This is a genomic window from Paenibacillus sp. LRG-1, assembly GCF_057220305.1.
In genome coordinates this window covers 3,525,462-3,543,928 of the sequence record NZ_CM170126.1, presented here as the reverse complement: position 1 = coordinate 3,543,928, position 18,467 = coordinate 3,525,462, and the positions used below count along the sequence as shown (strand labels likewise).

Genomic DNA, 18,467 nt, shown 5'->3' with positions numbered 1-18,467 from the left:
GCGATCGTAAGATCAAATCCTACACGCAGCGTCTCGCCTCCACCATAACCAAAGATTTTGCCTCATCACAACTCCTCCACACATTGCCTTCGATATTAGATATACGTTATGATATACTATATTTTATAAGTGATAGACAAAAATGATAGAAAAAAGAATTGCTGATCACTATAAGATCATGCAATTTGGTTGTTTGTTGACATTCGTCCCGTTTCTTCTGGGTTTTACATTTTGAGAGGAGGATGTTGTTTGAAATTGCGTGTAGTTCCTATCGTTGTGGCGGCAGTTTTGGCAGCTTTGCTGCTATTTGGGGGATGGTTCATTTACCGTCAGGTTACAATGCAAAGTCCTCTGGAAAAACTGGTATCTCAATATCCAGGCGTGACAAGCGCTCAAATAGATATTAAACAGGATCAGGTTGTATTGAAACTAGATCTCAAACCGCAGGCGGATGTGGCCAGATTGGTCGATGTGGTTAAGCAAAAAGGACAATCCATCATTGGCAGCCGCACCATTAAGTTGGATATCGCAGATCGTTCCAATTCAGCACTGAATCAATGGTGGTCTGAGGCTATGTTTCCTGTGGCCGAAGCGATGGAAAATAAAAAGTATACTCAAATTTCATCTACAGTTGAGCAGATGAAAAAGAAAAAGACGGGTATCAAAGCTGATACCGACATGGATTCGAACAATGTCTATATCCGACTCAGCGAAGGTAAAGCGACCAAGTTTATCGTTTTGCCACGTCAATCTCAGCAAATGGGGGTATGGCCTAATGCCTAGATGGATTAAGGAAATATTAATCGGCATTGTGCCGGTAACCATTATATTTCTCGTTTTTATTGGGGTAAATATTATCCCTCTTCTGGTTGCTGGCGTGATGTTCAGCGGCTTGTTAATGCTTATGCATGCGCGTGGCGGTTTGGCCGTAGGTGCTGGGCAAGAGCGTAAACGTAAAAAAAATGGTCCGGACAAGCTGACTTTTGAGGAAATCGGTGGGCAAGAAAGCGCTAAGCAGGAACTGCGCGAGGCCCTGGATTTTTTGAATCGACATGATGAAATTTCCAAGTTTGGTATCCGTCCATTAAAAGGCGTTTTGCTCACTGGTCCTCCGGGAACAGGAAAAACGCTGATGGCGAAGGCAGCGGCACACTACACTAATTCTGTATTTGTTGCAGCCTCAGGTAGTGAATTTGTTGAAATGTACGTTGGTGTTGGAGCGGGTCGTGTCCGTGAGTTGTTTCGGGAGGCGCGTACTCGTGCAGCCAAGGAAAAGAAGGAAAATGCAATTATTTTTATTGACGAAATCGATGTAATTGGTGGTAAACGTGAGGGTGGACAGCAACGAGAATATGATCAGACTTTGAATCAGTTACTGACAGAAATGGATGGTATTTATTCCGCAGATACACCGCGGATTTTGATCATTGCGGCAACAAACCGTAAAGAAATGCTGGACAGCGCCTTAACGCGTCCAGGGCGTTTTGATCGTCATATTCAAGTGGATCTGCCTGACAAGAAGGGCCGTCTTCATATTCTAAAAATTCATGCCAAAAACAAACCGATTCAGGAAGATGCAAATCTGGACAAAATTGCTGAGGAATCTTACGGGTTTTCCGGCGCACAGCTGGAGAGCGTGATGAATGAAGCGGCAATCTATGCGATGAGACAGGATCAGAAAATGATTGCGCAGAAGCATCTGTCGATGGCAATTGACAAAGTGATGATGGGTGAAAAGACAGACCGAGAATCGACCTTGGAAGAGAAAAAACGTGTAGCGATTCATGAACTAGGACATGCTATTATGGCCGAAATTGTTCGTCCCGGTAGCGTAAGCCAGGTAGCACTTAGCCCTCGTGGGAAAGCGCTTGGCTATGTGCGCCACAATCCACAGCAAGAGCATTATTTATACACCAAGCAGTTCCTGGAGGAGCAAATTATGATCTCGCTCGCAGGGGCTACGGCGGAAGAAATGTACTATGGCGGTCGCAGTACCGGCTCAAGTAATGATTTTGAGCAGGCGCTGAACATCGTCCATACGATGATGACTTCCGGTTTGACTTCACTTGGCATTATTAACATGGAAATGGTAACCAAAGAAGAACTCATGCGGGAAAATGGCGAGATAATGGCTGACCTGCATACCCGAACTTCGGAGCTGCTGGAAAAGCATCGTCCTGTGTTCGACAACTCACTTGACATCCTGATGAAGGAAGAAACTCTGTCTGGAGACCAATTTAGATGTCAATTTAGTGAAAATGCTTTATTACCAGCATAATTTTTTATGCTGGTTATTTTTTTTTACTTTTAGTCCGTGCTAAGATATTATTATCTATTGGGACATAAACATGTATTTTTCGACAAAGAAGGATACAATATATGAGAGTGACCAGGAAAGGGTGGAGTAAAGAATCATGCAATTTAAAAAAATCGGCGTCATCGGCGGCGGCACCATGGGACAGGGGATTTCTGAAATGCTCGCGTCCAAAGGAATCGATGTGCTGCTGGTAGAGCAGACACCAGAGAAACTAGACTACGCCTACAATATGATTGAAACGAGTCTGGACAAACAACTGGAAAAGTGGGCAATTACTCAAGCTGAGAAAAAATTGATCTTATCCCGTATTCAAAAAGTAATCCATTTAGCGGAGCTCGGCAGCTGTGATATGGTCATTGAGACTATTACAGAGAATCTGGACGAGAAGAAAGCAGTGTTCCAAGAGCTAGACCATGTGTGTCCAAGCAATATTATTCTTGCAAGTAATACATCCACGCTGAGCCTGACCGAGCTTGCTAGCTCGACCAAGTATCCTGAGCGTGTTATTGGTATGCACTTTATTTATCCAGTATCCCGTATTGATCTTGTAGAAATTATTCGTGGTTTGAAAACTTCGGACGATACATTTGAAAACACTAAAATGTTCGTGGAAGAGATAGTGGAGAAAAAAGGAGTCATGATTTATGAATCTCCTGGATTCGTAACAAGCCGGATTATCTGTCTGCTGATTAACGAAGCGGCCCATGTACTTCAAGAAGGCGTGGCTTCCGCTGATGATATCGATGACGCTATGCGAATCGGATATAACTTCCAAAGCGGCCCTTTGGAAATGGCTGACCGCTTTGGTCTGGATTCCGTTTTGGCTGCTCTGGAGCGTATGTTCCGTGAATTCGGCGAATTGAAATATCGTCCGTCCATCGTACTGAAGAAAATGGTGCGTGCAGGTAATCTGGGCGTGAAATCGGGCGAAGGCTTCTTTAAGTACGACAAGGATGGTGACCGGATATGAAAATTCTCGTAATCAATGCAGGGAGTTCTTCCCTGAAATACCAATTGTATGATATGACGGACGAGTCCGTTCTGGCAAAAGGATTGGTAGAGCGCATCGGTATGGATTCCTCCATTCTGACGCATAAGCCAACCAATAAAGAAGAATACACTGAAGTTAGCGAGATTTTGGAACATACTACAGCCATCCGTAAAGTGCTGAACGTACTCACAGATGCTGAACATGGTGTAATCTCCAGTACTAGTGAAATTCAGGCTGTGGGCCATCGTGTGGTTCATGGAGGCGAAATCTTCAAACAGTCAGCAGTTGTAACGCCTGAAGCGAAGAGTGAAATCCGTCGCTTGTTTGACCTGGCGCCACTGCATAACCCTGCTTCCATGATGGGGATTAAAGCGGCTGAATTGAATATGCCAGATGTACCACAGGTTGTGGTATTTGATACCTCGTTCCATCAAACTATGCCTGAAAAAGCTTATATGTACGCCATTCCAAGAGTGTTGTACAATAAGTATAAGGTTCGTCGTTACGGTGCCCACGGCACTTCCCATGATTTTGTAAGTAAGGAAGCCGCCAAATTCCTTGGTCGTCCTTTGGAAGACCTGAAGATTATCACTTGTCATATCGGTAATGGTGGTAGTGTAACAGCAGTTCAAGGCGGTTTGTCTGTTGATACTTCCATGGGTATGACTCCATTGGAAGGTCTTATGATGGGTACTCGTAGTGGTGATTTGGACCCAGCAATCGTACCTTATGTCATGAACAAAGAAGAATTGACTGTCAATGAAGTCAATTCCATGTTGAACAAGCATAGTGGACTTTTAGCTATCTCCGGTATCAGCAGTGACATGCGTGAAATCACAGAAGGTATGGAAAAAGGCGAAGCTAATTCTACATTGGCATTCGAAATGTATGAATACCGTCTGCGCAAATACATTGGATCGTATGCTGCCGCAATGAACGGAGTAGACGTAATTGCATTTACAGCAGGTGTAGGCGAGAACTCCATCGTTCTGCGTAAGAGAGTGTTGGAGCAATTGACATTCCTCGGTATCGAGCTGGATGAATCGTTGAATGCTATTCGTTCTGGCGAGCCTCGTCGGATTACAACTGCAAATTCAAAGGTAGAAGTACTGATCATTCCAACGAACGAAGAACTGGTTATTGCCCGCGACACGTTCCGTTTGGTTCAGTAGTTCGGTTCGAAAGTGTAAACTTTATGCATGCGGACTATTGTTTGAGTTCCGCATGCACCAAACAGCGAGAGCAAACAGCCTGACCCAGGGGGAAGGGCTGTTTGATTTTCGGTTAAGAGGAGAGAGACGGTCATGACGAATAAAAGTACGATTGCCCAAGTGGGCCGCCATGTAGGGGAAACGGTTACAATCGGCGCTTGGGTAAACAATAAACGATCTAGTGGTAAAATTCAGTTCCTGCAACTGCGCGATGGTAGCGGGTATATTCAAGGGGTTATCGTGAAAAGCGAAGTGTCCGAGGATATTTGGAATGACGCCAAATCCTTGACTCAAGAGAGCTCCCTTTACGTTACTGGAGTGGTGCGTGAAGAACCGCGTAGCCAATCGGGCTTTGAATTAACGGTTACAGGCATTGAAATTATTCATTTGACCGAAAACTACCCGATTACACCCAAAGAGCATGGTGTAGATTTCCTGATGGATCATCGTCACTTGTGGCTGCGTTCCGCCAAGCAACGTGCTGTTCTGATCGTACGGGCGGAAATTATCCGTGCTGTACAGGAATTCTTTAACGGCAACGGCTTTACGAAGGTGGACCCACCTATTTTGACTCCTTCCTCTGCAGAAGGTACAACAGAGTTGTTCCACATTAAATATTTTGATGAAGATGCGTATTTGACACAAAGCGGACAGTTGTATATGGAAGCCGCGGCAATGGCGCTGGGCAAAGTGTATTCCTTTGGTCCAACTTTCCGTGCGGAAAAGTCCAAAACACGTCGTCACCTGATTGAGTTCTGGATGATCGAGCCTGAGATGGCTTTTGTGGATCATGAAGAATCCTTGCGCGTTCAGGAGCAGTTTGTAAGCCATATCGTGCAATCTGTTCTGAAAAACTGTGCGAAGGAGCTTGAAACAATCGGACGCGATGTTTCGAAGCTGGAGCAAATTCAAGGCGAATTTCCACGTATTACGTATGATGAGGCGATTGCCTTCCTTCAAGGTGAAGGTTTCGATATCCCATGGGGCGAAGACTTTGGTGCTCCTCATGAAACGGCGATTGCTGAAAGATATAACAAACCTGTGTTCATTACACATTGGCCAACTCACATTAAGGCATTCTATATGAAACCAGACCCAACCCGTCCAGAGGTTGTTCTGTGTGCCGATATGATCGCTCCTGAAGGCTATGGTGAAATTATCGGGGGTTCCCAACGGATTGATGATCCAGCATTGATGGAAGAACGTTTTAACGAGCATAACTTGGCTCGTGAAGCCTACCAATGGTATATGGATCTGCGCACCTATGGTACCGTTCCGCATTCCGGCTTTGGACTGGGCCTGGAGCGTACAGTAGCATGGATTTGTGGACTCGATCATGTGCGTGAAACGATTCCGTTCCCACGTATGCTGTATCGTTTGTATCCGTAACCGATGACCGGATCATTCGACAAGACATCAGCGGCAGAATGGGCGGAGGGAGTAGCCTTTGCTATGGAAGCCGGAATGGTCCAGATTCCCTATGCCCTGCTCAAGCATTATCGGACACTTCGGCTGACAGATGGTGAAATGCTGCTACTGATGCAGTTGCTTGCCTTTAAACAAGCGGAACGTAATGAATTTCCGACATGGGAACAATTGCAGACCCGTATCGGATGTACTGCGAACGAAATCGCACTCTATTTCAGTAAGCTCATGAAAGAAGGATTTTTGAGAATCGATTCCGTAGAAGACCGCAGTTCATCCGTACAATTCGAACGTTACAATTTGACGGGGCTGTATCGTAAGTTGGCAGAATGTATGATCGCCGAGCGTAACGAGCAGCATGATGAAGATGACATTTTGTTTGCCGGAAAGCCGGATTTACTGAATGGAATATCAGAATCCCCGCTTACAGAAGAACGGAATTTGTTTACGATTTTTGAGAAAGAATTCGGGCGGCCATTATCACCGATGGAATACGAGACGATCACCAGCTGGGTGGATCAGGATCGGTATCCCGAGGAGCTGATTTTGCTGGCTTTGAAGGAAGCGGTATTTGCAGGGAAGGTACATTTCCGGTATATAGACCGTATTTTGCTGGAGTGGAGCCGAAACCGTGTTCGTAATGCACAGGATGCCAAAGAATACGCCCAGCGATTCCGTGGTGGCGGACGCAATTGATATATCGGTCTAAGCCTTTTAGGCTAAGCAGTAGACTTATGTATCGAGGCTGTCACTGCAAATTGGCTAATGTGCAATGAGAACAATCTGGAATATCGCCTGTGCGCGTGAACTAAGCCGAAATGAAAGCGAGTAAATAGGCTTTAATGATAGAGGACACACCATTCCGTCAGGAGGGTGTGTCCTTTTTAAATATTTTTTTGAAATATGCAGGGGAAGGAAATTTCCTGGCGTCTATAGTATTGGGAAGGGGGAGAGCGTCATTGATATAGAGAGAATCATTGAACGAATACGGTCCGGTGACCGGCAGGCGTTCCGTGAGATCGTAGAGCTGTACAGCAAGCATGTATTTCATGTCGCCTATTCGGTACTGCATGACAGCAAGGAAGCAGAAGATGCCGCGCAGGAGGCATTCGTTCAGGTGTACAAGTCTCTCCCCCAGTACCGGAACGAAGGTTTTAAAACGTGGCTGAGCCGAATTGCGCTCCACAAAGCGCTGGATATTAAGCGCAAACAGGACAGACGACCCGCAGAGCTTATAGACGTCGCACAATCCCTTGTACAGCTCCCTTCCCGGGATGAGGATGTGCTGGCTCGTCTCATTCGCGAGGAGCAAATTGAAGAACTATCGCAAAAAATCGCCCAGTTGCCCCAGCAACATCGGGATATTATTCAAGCCTATTATATGCAGGGCAAAACCTACGACCAAATTGCAGAAGAGACGCAGGTAGCTTTAAAAACAGTAGAGTCGAGGCTCTATCGGGCGCGGCTATGGATTCGAAACCACTGGAAGGAGGAGGAATGGCAATGACTGACCAACAGGATAAACCGTGGATTGAAGGGAAATCGAATGACTGGCATGCTTACATTGCAGGAACTTGCACGATAGAGGAGTCTGCCCGGCTGGAAAAGCTCCTGCTGGAAGACGAACAGGCGCTGATGCTATATCTTGTCGCACTGGAGCAACTGGAGTCAACTATGAAAGATTATTCTGCCTGGATGGATACGGAGCGCTTCACAGATCAGGTAATGGCCGTTCTTCCCGAGATAGAAGCTGAACCGAATCAAGTTCTGTTTAAAAAACGCCGCTGGTTTGAAAAACCTGTGTTTCACTACGTTGTCGCCGCAAGCCTAACGTTGATCTTATTGTCCAGTGGAGCCTTTGACAAAATGATGCCGCAAACAGATGGAAAGCCGATTCCTCCAAAAGAACGCGTTTCTTACAGTGAAGAGGTCATGCGAGCTACAACAACCTGGCTCGATAAATTAAAGCCCTAAATCATCGGATAAAGGCTGAGATGAAAAAACTCAAACAACAACCTTCAAATGGGGACTTTATCAAAATCCCATAAATAGAAAGGAAGTGTAGCGATGCCTTATACGGAAAGAAGCAAGCTCTTGGCATTTCTATTGAACATCATTCCCGGTGTGGGTCACTATTACTGGACCAGAAAAGCCAATGCGTTTGTATACACCATTTTGTTTTTCGGATGTCTGGCGGGAGGATTATTTTTTTCAGTGATTTCAAGAGACGAATTACCTTTATTGGCCAGTATGTTTGTTGCCGCTCTTTTTTGGGGGCTGAGTATGCTGCATATCATTATTAGCTTGTTGCGTTATGATCCTCGTGCAGCTGCTGTTCCATATCCCCCACATGCAGGACCCAATCCATATGGTTATTACTCGCAAAGTGGGCCTTATGGACATGCTGGTTCAACGGGAGAGGTACCGGAGGGGGCAACAGACGCGGATGTGGATGCACCGGGAGCAGGAATGGGATATGGCCCGGGCTATAACCATTATCAACAAGGACACTATGGTATGGCAGGATCACCTGCTTTTCAAAAAGGATCGGAGAATGAACGCTTTTTTACGATTTTGCTGTCGTTCATTCCTGGATTGGGACACCTTCATTTGGGGCTGATGCAGCGTGGTTTGTCTTTTCTGCTATCTTTCTTTGGCTTTGGAGCGATCCTCGTTTTTATTACCAGCATTACAAACGAATCCGGATTTTTGGCGTTTGCGGGCGTGCTGCCGATCATTTGGCTGTATTGCATGTTTGATGCGGTGCAGCATGTACATCGCAAACAAGCGGGAGAAATGCTTCAGGACCGGACTTTGTTTGAGGAACTGGAGCATGGAAGAGTCGAGGGACGGCGGAGTAAAATGCTGGCTACCATTTTATCGGTATTTCCCGGTGCTGGACATATGTATATCGGTTTGCAAAAGCGTGGACTCCAGCTTATGCTTCTGTTTTTAGGAGGCATCTATGTACTGGACGTGCTATATCTTTCACTCTTTTTGTTCCTGATTCCGGTGGTTTGGTTTTACAGCTTTTTTGATGCGTTGCAGCAAGTAAGCCGTTATGGACGGGAGCCGCTGATCGACAAGCCTGTGATCGGTATGTTTGCACAATATCACCGCTGGGTAGGCTTGGGGTTGCTATTGCTGGGCGCCTATTACATCTTAATCAACGTACTAGTTCCTACTCTGGATCGTCTGTTTCCGAATGGAGAGATTTATAATTTGGTTGACATGTATCTACGGACGATTATCGTATCCTTATTGTTGATTGGCGGTGGTATTTGGATGATGATTGGGAATTCCAAATCTAAACGAGTAAAGGAGAAGCAATAGAATGGATACTGAGTTTTCAAAGAGTGAGGCTCCCTTTAAGGGAGCCCATCATCCTCATAGCGATGGAGGAGGCTCCACAGGTATATTTGGTACATCGTCTAACAAAAATAGTTCCTCTAAAGCGTCAAACGCTCCGGCAGGGGTGTGGAAAGTCGGAAGGCTGTCAATGGGACTTTCCCTCGTCCTGCTGGGGGGCATAACGTTTGCCTCCAAGTTTTGGGGAGCGGGCATACTGGACCAGGCTTTGACCTGGTGGCCTGTCGTTTTTGTTTTGCTGGGGTTGGAAATTTTAATGTATACTGCTTGGAAAGGGACGCGTGAGCGCATTCGTTATGATTTATTCAGTATGTTTATTACGGCGGTATTGGTTTTTTGCTGTATCGGATTTGCCTTGGTCAGTTCATTGGGGATCACTCCGCAAGTCAGAGAAATAATGAGTTCGGTTCAGGAAACAAGGCTTCTCCCAGACTGGCATGAAAAACTGCCTGCCGGAGTGACCAAGGTGATTGTACAGGGAGAAGATCCTTATGCGGTCAAAATTGATGCAACCACCTCACCGGAGGTGCATGTGTTCGGGAGTTATGTATACACAGGCAAAGAGGACGAAATAAAGGGGCAAGATTTATATCAGACCAAGCAAATCGGCGATACCTTGTATGTATTACTGGGTCAAATTCCGACACGGTTTATGCAGACTCAGCAGCAGCTTGATGTTACGATTGCTGTACCTGAGGGAATTACGGTTACTGTGCGCGATAGCCGAGGAAATATAATTGAAAAATAGGGAGATCTTCCGGCTCCAACTTTACATTTCGTATCATTCACGCGATACTGAAAGGGAAGCCTGAGATGTCATCCATGTCGCTAACTAATGGTGCATTTGCTTATCAGGCGAAACTTGATGATGTGCAGTCGAATAGCGATTGTAATCGGAAATGAGGGGAAAAATGATTTCGTTGAATCCTGACACGCTTACAGGGCGTGAAAATTATAAGCTGTTGACCGGAAGTATCATCCCAAGGCCGGTAGCCTTTGTAACGACTTTGAGCAGCGAAGGGGTGCTGAATGGTGCGCCGTTCAGTTATTTTTCCATCGTAGCTTCTGAACCGCCACTGCTGTCTGTATCCGTACAACGTGTTGATGGAGTACCCAAAGATACAGCACGTAATGCGATGGAGCATAAGGCTTTTGTCGTACATATCACAGACGAGGACAATGTGGGAGCGGTGAATGTGACGGCTTCCCGTCTGTTGCCGCAGGAGAGTGAGGTTACACTGGCAGGCCTTACCCCGGTCAAAAGTACAAAAATCGAAGTTCCCGGTGTGGCAGAAGCGAAAATACGTATGGAATGTATTCTGGAACAGGTTATACCGTTGGGAGGTCAGGAGGACACACCTGCCTGTGATCTGTTAATCGGACGCGTAGTGCAGTATCATTTGTCCGAGGAAGCGTATCAAAATACGTATGTGATTGCTAAGGAGTTGCGTCCAGTAAGTCGTTTGGCTGGGAACAACTATGCGAAGCTAGGAGAGCAATTCACGCTGGAGCGTCCCCAATAGGGGCGTTTTTTTACAGCATATCCAAAATTATATCAGGAGGATTCTTATTCATCATATTTCCTTTTATGTCGCTAGTAGAATAGAAATACCCTTATTATAAAAAAAGAGAACGTTCCTGTGCTATCGCTTAGGCTCCGTTCTCGATATTCAATGACTACTTTTACAAATAAGGATACGCATCTTTGATATTTATGAGTTTATTTACTTCAAAGTTTTCAGCAGCAGGGAGCGATAGGTCGTTTCAAACAAAAATTCAAACGCCTCCAAATGCTTTTTAGCCTCAAATACATCACGGCCCCACGCATAAATGCCGTGGTTACGCAATAAAATTCCAGGCACCTGATCATTCAGCACACCAGGTACGAGCTTGGCAATCGAGGCAATATCCGCGTAATTAGGCAGCACAGGAATATCAATGGCAGCATTTTCTTTCCAAATGTTAAAAGCCTTGATCAGCTCAATACCTTGGATAGGTACAGCGCCTTGCTCACCGTAATATTCGGAAATCAGATTGTTAAACACGGTATGCACATGAAAAACGGCTCCGCAGCCTGTTAGGCGGTAAATTTCACAATGTATAAGCGTCTCTGCGCTTGGCTTGAGGTTTGTCGCTTCTGCCGCTTTTCCGTACTGGTCTACGAATAGAAAATCTTCCGGAGTACGCTTGGTTTTATCCTTGCCGCTGGCGGTGACTGCAAAATAAAATTGTTCGGGATGAAAGTCACCAATTCGGATCGACAAATTGCCGCTCGTGCCTGGGAACCAGTTGCGAGATGCGAATAGTTCTTTGACATCAGCGAGTTCTTCAAGTGCGCGGCGTTTTTCTTCCAATGAAATGTCTGCCAAGTTAAAACTCATTTACAGCACCCCTTGCTCCTGTTTTTGCTTTAAATCCTCGATAATGTCATCAAATGTTTCAAAGGGTACATGTGGTACGCCAAGCTCTTGACACTTTAAAGTCAGATGCGAACGGGAGTACACAAGATCGGCAATTTTAGCTCCTTCAAAATCGGTCAGGCTGTCGCCGATCAAAATCCGTTCGTATTGTTCGGAAGGGTATTGACGAATCACAGTCGTTTTACACATGCCACAATCATTTGTACACGGTTCCTCACATGGATGCGGCCAAGTAATCTGGATGCGATCCCCGGAAAAATCCGCTCCGTTGCAATAGACGTGGTCGTGTGGAATATCGAAGGGTTTTAGCAATGGATCAATAAAAAAATCAATGCCGCCACTGGTGACGAAAAATTGAATCTGCTGCTCTCGTACATAGTCCAAAAAGCGTGCAAAGCCCTCGCGTATACCAGCTTGTCCAAGTACATATGAGATAATTTCGTCCTTTTGCTCCGAAGGCATGAGGGCAAACATCGCACCTACGCCTTCACGAATGGATGTATGCCCATTTACGATCTGATGCATGATGGGCTCACAGCCTGTAGGTTGAAAATGCTTCATAATGGCGACAATATTGTCGCTGTTCGTAATTGTCCCGTCAAAATCGCAAAAAATGACGGGCTTCTTCGCTGTGCTCATCGTTCACCTCCCCATGTGTCGAGCGCAGATTGCAGCTCGGGGTGAGTACGGGCGTATTCTGCCAGAGGGACATTTTGCTGTACCGCTTCAATCGCCTGCACAAAGGCGCGCCCACCAGCGTCTGTACCCAGCGGATGACCGTGAATCCCGCCCCCAGCGTTGACAACAACGTCAGTACCAAAGTCACGTACAATTAACGGCACGAGGCCCGGGTGAATCCCTGCGGAAGGGACCGGCATACTGGCCTTCAGCGGTAGATCAGGGGTGATCAGCTCATCGCGGATCGCCATGTTTTCCTCACGCGGCATCGTCACTGAGCCGTAGGGAGAAGGGAAGAGGACGAGGTCAGCGCCAGCCAGCCGCATAAGCTGACCGAGTAGGACGGACGCCGAAATACCATAATGCGGCGATGGATAAGCAGCTCCCGCCAACGAAGGATGGGCTGCAATCGGCACCGAGACGGCAGGATCGCTACTAAGTTCATGTAGCACATCGTAACCGTAGGCCAACACGTTAAACAGTAACGCGTTGGCACCCGCATCAATGGCCTTGAGAGCTTGCGTCTTAAGCTGCGAGGTCGGCCCCGTTAAATTAGCGGCATACAGCAGCTTTTTACCGGTTTCACGCTCAGCCGCTTCGGCGGCTTTGATGCAGGCTTCGACACGTTTTTCAATCGGCGTCAGCGCGTTTTCAAACAAGATCTCGTCGTCCTTGATCAGATCAACGCCACCGAGAGCCTGCCGGGTAAACTGTTCACGAAGTTCGTCCAAATTGAGGCCAATTACAGATTTGAAAATGCTCATGAGCAGGGGACGATCATACACGCCAAGCTGTTCGCGCAAGCCGCTGATACCGAATTTCGGTCCTGGAAAAGCAGAGCGGAATGCTTCCGAGAAACCCAGCTTCGTTAGCTTAATTCGGCCGTCCATCGAAATTTTGCCGAAGACTGTGACCAGCAGAGCAGGAATGTCTCGGCTGAAGTTGACATCCGGGTAAGCGATGGTCAGGTCCGCGTACCGTTCACCGGGACCTCCATCGTAAATATCCACAGAATGAACCGAGCCAAGATGCTTTTGCATCGCGTCCCGTTTGGCTTGCGGGAGCTCAGTCCAGCTGCCCACCGTCATGCCGATGGCAATAGATTGGGCCTTTTGGTTAAAATCGGCTTTGTCATCGTATACCCGGTAGGTCGCCAAGCAATAGCTCATTCAATTCCCTCCTTGAGTACAGCTCCCATCTCGCGGGATCGTTCAGCGCACCGCTGCACCGCCGCAATCACCGTTTCGTAGAAGTCACCTTTGTCCAGCATTTCCAATGCAGCTACCGTAGAGCCATTAGGAGACATGATTTTGTGGCGAAGGGCAGAAGGCTCCTCTCCGGTTTGCTGCACCATGCGTGCCGCTCCAAGCGCGGTTTGCACCGTTAGTTCGTGCGCTTGCTCAGGGGTCAAGCCACCACGGATTCCCCCGGCAATCATGGCTTCCATCAGGTAGTAGACATAAGCAGGGCCGCTTCCAGATATCCCGGTCAAAACATCCATTTTCTCTTCTTCTATAACCGTTACCGTACCTACAGATTCGAACATCGTAAGCACGTTTTTACGCTGGTTTTCGCTGATTTCCTTGGAAAAGCTAATGCCTGTGGCTCCCAGCCCAATTGAGCTGGATGTATTGGGCATCGTCCGTGCGATCGGCTGCTTGCGACCCAGCAACGTTTGCATCGTACGAATGGACAATCCTGCGATTACCGAAATAATCAGCTGCTCATCAGACAGAAGTGGGCCGAGTTGCCCAAGTGCTTGTGCAGCATCCTTGGGCTTCATGGCAAGCACAATGACCGGAGAACGACGCAGAAGCTCGGTTTTGGCGGCATCCTCGGTTTGGAACAAGACTCCATATTGCTTTTGAAGTTCCTCAAGGCGAGCCTGATTACTGCGGTTGATGACGGTAATACCACTACGTTTGACGACAGAACGAGCCGTCATTCCGCGAATAATAGCCTCTGCCATTGATCCTGCCCCGAAAAATGTAATTTGCTCATTAATTAAAACCTTTGTTTGTGATTCACACATAGATTCATAACCTCCAAGGATACAGATTGATTTATGTTATTATTCCCTGATTTGTCCAGTACCGTACACGCGATATTTGGTTGAAGTCAAGGCAGGCAATCCCATTGGGCCGCGGGCATGTAATTTTTGTGTGCTGATTCCGATCTCGGCACCAAACCCAAACTCGAAGCCATCCGTGAAGCGAGTGGATGCATTGTGATACACGGCTGCCGCGTCCACTTCTTGCAGAAAACGCTCGACATGGGCTTTGTCCTCGGTGACAATACACTCAGAATGCATCGTACCGTAACGGGCAATATGCTCCAGTACTTCGTCCAAATTGTTTACGACCTTGATGTTCATAATGTAATCATTATACTCGGTGCCGTAATCCTCTTCTGTAACAGGAATAGCCCAAGGGGCCAATTCTCGTGTGCGTGCACAGCCGCGTAGCTCAACCCCCGCATCACGAAAGCGTTCTGCCAATCCTGTTAAGTGTGCTTTTGCATAATCCGAGTGTACGAGCAATGTTTCCATCGAGTTACACACGGACGGTCTTTGCACCTTGGCATTCAGCGTAATCGCTTCGGCCATTGCTGCATCCGCTGTAGCGTCCAAAAAGGTATGGCATACACCAGCTCCGGTTTCGATGACAGGTACGGTAGCGTTCTGAACAACATTTTGAATGAGTGAACGCCCGCCGCGTGGAATAATTACATCCAGCAAGCCGTTCAAGGTGAGCATTTCGTTGACCGAGGCACGGTCTGAATCTTCAATAAGTTGAAGCGCCTCGCGTGGCACAGCTGTTGCGTCTAGTGCCTGCTGGAGTACTTCGATAATCTTGCGGTTGGAGAAGAGGGCGGCTGAACCACCGCGTAGCACAACCGGATTGCCTGTTTTCAAGCACAGGCCCGCGGCATCCACGGTTACATTTGGACGCGCTTCGTATATGATGCCGATGACACCCAGCGGCACACGTATCTTCTCAATTCTCAGACCGTTTGGACGTTCAATTTGCTCAAGGATGTCGCCGACCGGGTCAGGCAGTGCCACAATTTGGCGTAATCCTTCGGCAATAGCTCCGATTCGGTCCTCGGTCAGCTTGAGGCGGTCGAGCAGCGACTCGGATGTTCCCTGTTCCCGTCCATGTTTCAGGTCATTATGGTTTGCTGCAATCAGCTCTTCAGTATGATTTACTAGAGCTTCAGCCATAGCAAGCAATGCTTCGTTTTTCTGTGCTGTAGTCAGGCGGTTCATGACCCCGGCACTTTTTTTGGCAAGATTGGCTTTGGTTCGTACTTCGCTAAACTGATTCTCCTCGGTTGTAGCTGTGTTAGTCGTTAAATCACTCATGTTACGGCCTCCCTACATACATAATGTAATCCATTCATCCCTGTGGATCACCTCAAGCCGGTGAATGGGACCGATTTTGCCCACAACCTCGCCGCTGGATAATCCTTGTACAATTCGTAGCTGTTCATCGTCATAATTGACGATGCCGCGTCCTAAAACTTTATTTTCCGGTCCGAGCACCTCAACGACATCTCCGGCATGAAAGCTGCCTTCGACACGTCGTACGCCAACCGGAAGTAGACTGTGTCCTCCGTGAACCAACGCTTCCTCGGCCCCTTCGTCTACATGCACCGCGCCCAGAGGGGTGGACATAAATCCAAGCCACTGTTTTTTCATCGGAAGTGAAGAGAGGTGAGTGTCAAAATAAGTTCCCGGTCCGTGTCCTTCGACGGCTGCGTTTAGATCGCCATTCGCGCTTACACGTCCCACATATACAGGCACACCGCCGCGTGTAGCGACTTTGGCAGCTTCGATCTTGGATCGCATGCCGCCAGTACCTACAGACGATCCAGAACCTCCAGCTAATGCATAAATCTCCTCTGTAATTTCTTCGATACGTTCAAAACGTACGGCATTCGGATGCTTGCGCGGATCTGCCGTATATACGCCATCGGTGTCCGTAATGATAATCAGATGCTGAGCTTTGACCAGATTGGCAACCAGCGCGGACAGCATATCATTATCGCCGAATTTCAATTCGTCAATCGATACAGTATCATTTTCGTTAAAGATCGGGATAACCTGCTGGCGCAGCAATTCTTCTACGGTCATTCCGGCATTATTCATCCGTTTGCGGCTCAAAAAGTCACTACGGGTCAGTAGAACCTGCGCGATCACTAGGTCAAAATCTTTAAAAGCCTGCTCATAGGCCTGCATGAGAAGAGCTTGGCCAACAGCCGCTGCCGCTTGCTTTTCATGCAGTAGCTTAGGGCGAAACGGGTACCCAATCTCTCTGAATCCGGCGGCTACTGCACCTGATGTAACCAGCAGCACTTCATGACCTTTTGCACGAAGCAAGCTGATTTCCCGGGCAAAATAAGCGATGGCTTCCCGATTCAAGCCACCTTCCACTCCAGTTAGAGAGCTGCTTCCGATTTTAATGACGATTCGTGTTGACAAGACGTCCACTTCCTTAATTTTACTCTTTTTAATGCAAAAAAACTTCCATCCTTTGTATGCAAAGGACGAAAGTTTGTGCTTCCGCGGTACCACCTTCATTGATGATTCATGATCATCCCACTTGAAACCTGTTAACGGCAGGGACCGCCTGATTGCGCAGGACGCTCGGGGATAGGAGTTGGGAGAGAGTCCAGGTAAATTCTTGCAGCCTATCGGAATTTACTCTCTGAACAGGACCGAGTCTCTCTTAATAGTCCCTTCAACGCGCTAAATGATATTGGATACAGAATACCACGAAAAGACCAGGTTTGGCAAAGAAGTTGTAGCTGGAAAATACGGCTTAACCAAACAGGTTTAGCTTGCCAATTCGATCAGCCGCCTCGGTCAGTCGAGCTTCTGAGCTGAGCAGTCCCGCTCGCACATATCTTTCGCCGCCATTCCCGAAGCCGATCCCTGGAGCAACAGCCACCTTGGCTTCCCGCAACAACAGATCGGCAAAAGAAGTGGAAGTATAGCCCTGCGGCACAGGCAACCAACTGAAAAAGGAGCCGCTTGGGCGCGTCGCCTTCCAGCCTATTTGCCCAAGTGCATCATAAAAAGCGTTACGGCGTGATTCATAGCGGGCTACCAGCTCGCCTACGCAGTTCTGCGAGGCCGTCAAGGCTGTCGCCGCCGCTGCCTGAATGCCGCCAAACAAGCTTACATAAATATGATCCTGTAGGAGATTAATCATCGAGATGATTTCGGCATTACCGAGCGCGAAACCAACACGCCAGCCCGCCATATTGTACGTTTTGGACAAGGTATAGAACTCAATCCCCACCTCTTTAGCACCCTCAGCCTGTAGGAAGCTTACCGGACGTTCGCCATCAAATCCAATAGCGCCATAGGCGAAATCACTGGCAACTACAATACCGTTACGTTGCGCGAATTCAACTGTATCCTCGTAAAAGGAAAGTGGAGCCGTTGCCGAGGTTGGATTATTCGGATAGTTAAGGAACATTAACTTGGCGCGGCGGCGGTCTTCTTCGGAAATGGCTTCATAATCGGGCAGAAAACGGTTCTCTTCTTTTAATGGAAGAAAAGACATTTCCGCTTTAGCCAAGGCTACACCAGACCAGTAGTCCGGGTAGCCGGGATCAGGGACGAGACACACATCCCCGGGATTGAGTAAGACTTGCGGCAGCTGAACCAAACCCGTTTTTCCGCCAAACAGGATGGCGACCTCGGTTTCAGGGTTGAGCGTCACACCGTAATCCTCCTGATAGCGCTGGGCAACGGCTTCCTTAAGAAAGCTGTAACCGCGAAATGGCGAATATTTATGATACAGCGGGTTATCCGCTGATTCCTGCAAAGCTTTTACAATATGAGAAGGAGTGGGCGTGTCGGGGTTCCCCTGTCCGAGATTAATGACATCATGCCCCGCCGCGATTTCACGGTTTACATTTTGTACAAGTGTGGCAAAAAATTGAGTGGGTAACTGTTTCATGACGTCAGCGGAGGGAATAGAAAAATGAGTCATCAATTCACACGACCTTTTGGAATAGTTTAAGAAATAATCTATCACGATTTT

At 47.5% G+C, this 18,467-nt stretch carries 18 protein-coding genes; 11 read left to right on the top strand and 7 right to left on the bottom strand.

Annotation, left to right across the window (positions count from 1 at the left end; translation table 11 throughout):
* Positions 1-249 precede the first annotated feature (249 nt).
* The 11 genes from ACUUJN_RS15670 (at position 250) to ACUUJN_RS15620 (ending at position 10,836) form a co-directional block, all read left to right on the top strand.
* Entirely contained in the window at positions 250-783 is a 534-nt protein-coding gene (locus ACUUJN_RS15670; protein WP_053325660.1) for a hypothetical protein, read from the top strand.
* Positions 776-2,278 carry an AAA family ATPase gene (locus tag ACUUJN_RS15665; protein ID WP_338532510.1) on the top strand — a complete coding sequence of 501 codons (1,503 nt, stop codon included), beginning with the start codon at positions 776-778 and terminating at the stop codon, positions 2,276-2,278. Before ACUUJN_RS15670 ends, ACUUJN_RS15665 begins: the two co-directional genes overlap by 8 nt.
* Before the next feature lie 136 nt (positions 2,279-2,414).
* Positions 2,415-3,287 (top strand): 3-hydroxyacyl-CoA dehydrogenase family protein, encoded by an 873-nt coding sequence (locus ACUUJN_RS15660; protein ID WP_023989130.1) that lies wholly within the window; start codon positions 2,415-2,417, stop codon positions 3,285-3,287.
* On the top strand, positions 3,284-4,480 hold the full coding sequence (locus ACUUJN_RS15655; RefSeq protein WP_023989129.1) for an acetate/propionate family kinase: 1,197 nt from the start codon (positions 3,284-3,286) through the stop codon (positions 4,478-4,480). The genes ACUUJN_RS15660 and ACUUJN_RS15655 overlap by 4 nt, the downstream gene beginning before the upstream one ends.
* A gap of 132 nt (positions 4,481-4,612) precedes the next feature.
* Positions 4,613-5,908: an asparagine--tRNA ligase gene (gene asnS, locus ACUUJN_RS15650; RefSeq protein ID WP_013310674.1), complete on the top strand. Its 1,296-nt coding sequence runs from the start codon at positions 4,613-4,615 to the stop codon at positions 5,906-5,908.
* A gap of 3 nt (positions 5,909-5,911) precedes the next feature.
* Entirely contained in the window at positions 5,912-6,640 is a 729-nt protein-coding gene (locus ACUUJN_RS15645; protein WP_049828339.1) for a DnaD domain-containing protein, read from the top strand.
* Positions 6,641-6,776: 136 nt separating this feature from the next.
* On the top strand, positions 6,777-7,451 hold the full coding sequence (locus tag ACUUJN_RS15640; RefSeq protein WP_305954142.1) for an RNA polymerase sigma factor: 675 nt from the start codon (positions 6,777-6,779) through the stop codon (positions 7,449-7,451).
* On the top strand, positions 7,448-7,918 hold the full coding sequence (locus ACUUJN_RS15635) for a hypothetical protein (RefSeq protein WP_023989126.1): 471 nt from the start codon (positions 7,448-7,450) through the stop codon (positions 7,916-7,918). Before ACUUJN_RS15640 ends, ACUUJN_RS15635 begins: the two co-directional genes overlap by 4 nt.
* Before the next feature lie 93 nt (positions 7,919-8,011).
* Entirely contained in the window at positions 8,012-9,277 is a 1,266-nt protein-coding gene (locus ACUUJN_RS15630; RefSeq protein WP_069079757.1) for a multi-tm2 domain protein, read from the top strand.
* A 1-nt stretch (position 9,278) separates the two neighbouring features.
* The gene (locus ACUUJN_RS15625; protein WP_484668695.1) at positions 9,279-10,061 is read left to right on the top strand and encodes a hypothetical protein; all 783 of its coding nucleotides are present in this window, start codon (positions 9,279-9,281) and stop codon (positions 10,059-10,061) included.
* Positions 10,062-10,224: 163 nt separating this feature from the next.
* Positions 10,225-10,836 (top strand): flavin reductase family protein, encoded by a 612-nt coding sequence (locus ACUUJN_RS15620; RefSeq protein WP_028540656.1) that lies wholly within the window; start codon positions 10,225-10,227, stop codon positions 10,834-10,836.
* A gap of 201 nt (positions 10,837-11,037) precedes the next feature.
* Here ACUUJN_RS15620 and ACUUJN_RS15615 read toward each other — a convergent pair whose 3' ends face one another.
* The 7 genes from ACUUJN_RS15615 to ACUUJN_RS15585 form a co-directional block, all read right to left on the bottom strand.
* On the bottom strand, positions 11,038-11,694 hold the full coding sequence (locus ACUUJN_RS15615) for a methylthioribulose 1-phosphate dehydratase (protein ID WP_023989122.1): 657 nt from the start codon (positions 11,692-11,694) through the stop codon (positions 11,038-11,040).
* Positions 11,695-12,372 (bottom strand): 2-hydroxy-3-keto-5-methylthiopentenyl-1-phosphate phosphatase, encoded by a 678-nt coding sequence (locus ACUUJN_RS15610; protein WP_023989121.1) that lies wholly within the window; start codon positions 12,370-12,372, stop codon positions 11,695-11,697.
* Complete coding sequence (locus tag ACUUJN_RS15605; protein ID WP_264453644.1) at positions 12,369-13,580, bottom strand: 2,3-diketo-5-methylthiopentyl-1-phosphate enolase; 1,212 nt, start codon at positions 13,578-13,580, stop codon at positions 12,369-12,371. Before ACUUJN_RS15605 ends, ACUUJN_RS15610 begins: the two co-directional genes overlap by 4 nt.
* Positions 13,577-14,443: a pyrroline-5-carboxylate reductase gene (gene proC / locus ACUUJN_RS15600; RefSeq protein ID WP_023989119.1), complete on the bottom strand. Its 867-nt coding sequence runs from the start codon at positions 14,441-14,443 to the stop codon at positions 13,577-13,579. The genes ACUUJN_RS15605 and proC overlap by 4 nt, the downstream gene beginning before the upstream one ends.
* A gap of 39 nt (positions 14,444-14,482) precedes the next feature.
* Positions 14,483-15,775 carry a glutamate-5-semialdehyde dehydrogenase gene (locus ACUUJN_RS15595; protein ID WP_418026289.1) on the bottom strand — a complete coding sequence of 431 codons (1,293 nt, stop codon included), beginning with the start codon at positions 15,773-15,775 and terminating at the stop codon, positions 14,483-14,485.
* 12 nt (positions 15,776-15,787) lie between these two features.
* Complete coding sequence (gene proB / locus ACUUJN_RS15590) at positions 15,788-16,993, bottom strand: glutamate 5-kinase (protein ID WP_028540662.1); 1,206 nt, start codon at positions 16,991-16,993, stop codon at positions 15,788-15,790.
* A 241-nt stretch (positions 16,994-17,234) separates the two neighbouring features.
* Positions 17,235-18,416, bottom strand: a complete 1,182-nt coding sequence (locus ACUUJN_RS15585) for a pyridoxal phosphate-dependent aminotransferase (protein WP_264453645.1) — start codon at positions 18,414-18,416, stop codon at positions 17,235-17,237.
* Positions 18,417-18,467 lie beyond the last annotated feature (51 nt).